Source organism: Kitasatospora sp. NPDC127067 (genome assembly GCF_042724755.1).
Taxonomy (GTDB): Bacteria; Actinomycetota; Actinomycetes; order Streptomycetales; family Streptomycetaceae; genus Kitasatospora; species Kitasatospora lactacystinica.
Genome location: NZ_JBHXEM010000284.1, coordinates 1 through 2,560 on the forward strand (window position 1 = coordinate 1; position 2,560 = coordinate 2,560).

2 protein-coding genes and 1 pseudogene are annotated in these 2,560 nt (G+C 70.0%); all 3 read left to right on the top strand.

The annotated features are described in order from the left end of the window. Window positions 1–732, top strand: a pseudogene (locus tag ACFWJ4_RS41405) (hypothetical protein); the annotation flags it as partial. A gap of 23 nt (window positions 733–755) precedes the next feature. Next, window positions 756–1,910 (top strand): aliphatic sulfonate ABC transporter substrate-binding protein, encoded by a 1,155-nt coding sequence (locus tag ACFWJ4_RS41410; RefSeq protein WP_380554602.1) that lies wholly within the window; start codon window positions 756–758, stop codon window positions 1,908–1,910. A gap of 182 nt (window positions 1,911–2,092) precedes the next feature. Continuing rightward, window positions 2,093–2,560 (top strand): ATP-binding cassette domain-containing protein (locus tag ACFWJ4_RS41415; RefSeq protein ID WP_380554599.1); only part of this gene is annotated, 468 nt, incomplete at its 3' end.

Here is a 2,560-nt window from a genome sequence, read left to right on the forward strand (position 1 = left end):
GTCGAGCCGTCCTCGCACATGGACTGGTACGGCGGCCCCACCCTCCTCGAACACCTGGAGACGGTCCCCGTCGGCAGCGACCCGAGCGCCGAACCGGCCCGCTTCCCCGTCCAGTACGTCATCCGCCCCCAGACCGAGGAACACCCCGACTACCGCGGCTACGCCGGCCAGTTGGCCTCCGGCGTCCTGCGCGTCGGCGACGAGGTCACCGTCCAGCCCTCCGGGCACACCACCACCGTCGCCGCGATCGACGCCCTCGGCCGCCCGACGGACATCGCCTGGGCCCCCCAGTCCGTCACCGTCCGTCTCGCCGACGACCTCGACATCTCCCGCGGCGACCTCATCGCCGCCGGTCCGGCCCCCGCGCCGACCAAGGACATCGAGGCGACCGTCAGCCACCTCAACGAACGGCCGCTGCGCGCCGGCGACAAAGTGCTGCTCAAGCACACCACCCGCACGGTGCGCGCGCTGGTCAAGGCGATCACCTACCGCATCGACATCGACACCCTCGAACAGCGCTCCGGCGCCGAGGGGTTGAACGTCAACGACATCGGCCACGTGGTCCTGCGCACCGCCGAGCCGCTGGCGCTCGACGCCTACACCGATAACCGCCGCACCGGCTCGTTCCTCCTGATCGACCCGGCGGACGGCACCACCCTCACCGCCGGCATGGCAGGCGAGGCGTTCGACACGGTACGCGCCACGGACACCACAGAGGAGGACTGGGTCTGATGCCCAGCGAGGCCTTCTCGGGCGTGAACCGGCCCCGGGGTTCGAAGCAGCATGTCCTTCTCCCCTCCCTTGTCGTCCTCCTCTGCGCCGCCCTCGTCTCCGGCTGCGGTTACGGCTCGAAGGCCGACAAATCCTCCGACACCAAGGCCGACGCCTCGGCGACCGCCGGGGATTCCGGCGCGAAGCTGTCCGCGGACACCGTGAAGATCGGCTACTTCTCCAACCTCACCCACGGCACCCCGCTGGTCGGCCTCCAGGAGGGGCTGTTCCAGAAGGAGCTGGGCGCCACCCAGATCAAGACCCAGGTCTTCAACGCGGGCCCGGCCGAGATCGAGGCGCTCAACGCCGGCTCCATCGACATCGGCTGGATCGGCCCCTCCCCCGCGATCAACGGCTACACCAAGTCCGACGGCCAGTCCCTGAAGATCATCGGCGGCTCCGCCTCCGGCGGCGTCAAGCTGGTCGTCAACCCCGAGAAGGTCTCCTCCCTCGACGACCTCAAGGGCAAGAAGATCGCCACCCCGCAACTGGGCAACACCCAGGACGTGGCACTGCTCAACTACCTGGCCGGCAAGGGCTTCAAGGTCGACGCGGCCTCCGGCGCGGGCGACGTCTCGGTGGTGCGCACCGACAACAAGGTCACCCCCGACGCCTACAAGCAGGGCTCCATAGACGGCGCCTGGGTGCCCGAGCCCACGGCCTCCAAGCTCGTCACCCTCGGCGCGAAGGTCCTCCTCAACGAGAAGGACGTCTGGCCCGACAGGAAGTTCGTCATCACCAACATCATCGTCTCCCAGAAGTTCCTCAAGGAACACCCGGACGTGGTGGAGGCCGTCCTGCGCGGCTCGGTGAACACCAACGCCTTCATCAAGGCCAACCCGGACAAGGCCAAGGCCGACGCCAACGAGGCCATCAAGAAGGAAGCCGGCAACGCGTTGGAGCCGGCGATCCTCGACCCGGCCTGGGCCGACATCGACTTCCTGGACGACCCGCTGGCGAGCACCCTGCAGTCCGAGGCCGACCACGCCGTCACCGCCGGACTCCTCAAGACTCGCGGCAATCAGGCCGCTGGCGCGGCGGGCAACCTGAACGGCATCTACGACCTCACCCTGCTGAACAAGGTCCTCGCCGCCCAGGGCCGGCCGGCCGTCGCGGACACCGGGCTCGGCGCCAAGTAGCGCCCGCAGCACCGGCCGTCGAGCCCCAATTGCCCTCCACGCCGGGGACGTTCAGCCAAGACCCCGCGGTCCGGCCCCGCCCCGCCCGGTCGACCCCGGTCGATGCCCACCGGAACGGGCGGGGCCCGGACCACGGCCCCGCAGACCTCTCCCTCCTTGCCCGCCACGGGCAGGAGGGGCCCATGACCACTCACGCAGGAGGTGCCCGGATGACCCCGACACTGACCGCCGAACCGGACGCCGTCGCCGTCGTCACCGGTCGACCCGCCGTCCGGATCTCGCACGTGCACAAGTCCTTCGGCCGTGGGAGCGCGAGCACCCACGTCCTGGACGACATCACCCTCGACGTCGCCCCCGGAGAGTTCGTCACCCTGCTCGGCGCCTCGGGCTGCGGCAAGTCCACCCTGCTCAACCTCGTCGCCGGTCTCGACAAGCCCACCGCCGGCGACATCCAGGTACCCGGCGGCCGCCCCGCCCTCATGTTCCAGGAACACGCCCTCTTCCCCTGGCTCACCGCCGGCAAGAACATCGAACTCGCCCTCAAACTCGCCGGCATCCCCCGCCCCGAACGCCGCACCGAAGCCGAACGCCTCCTCGAACTCGTCCGCCTCGACGGCGCCCACGGCAAACGCGTCCACGAACTCTCCGGC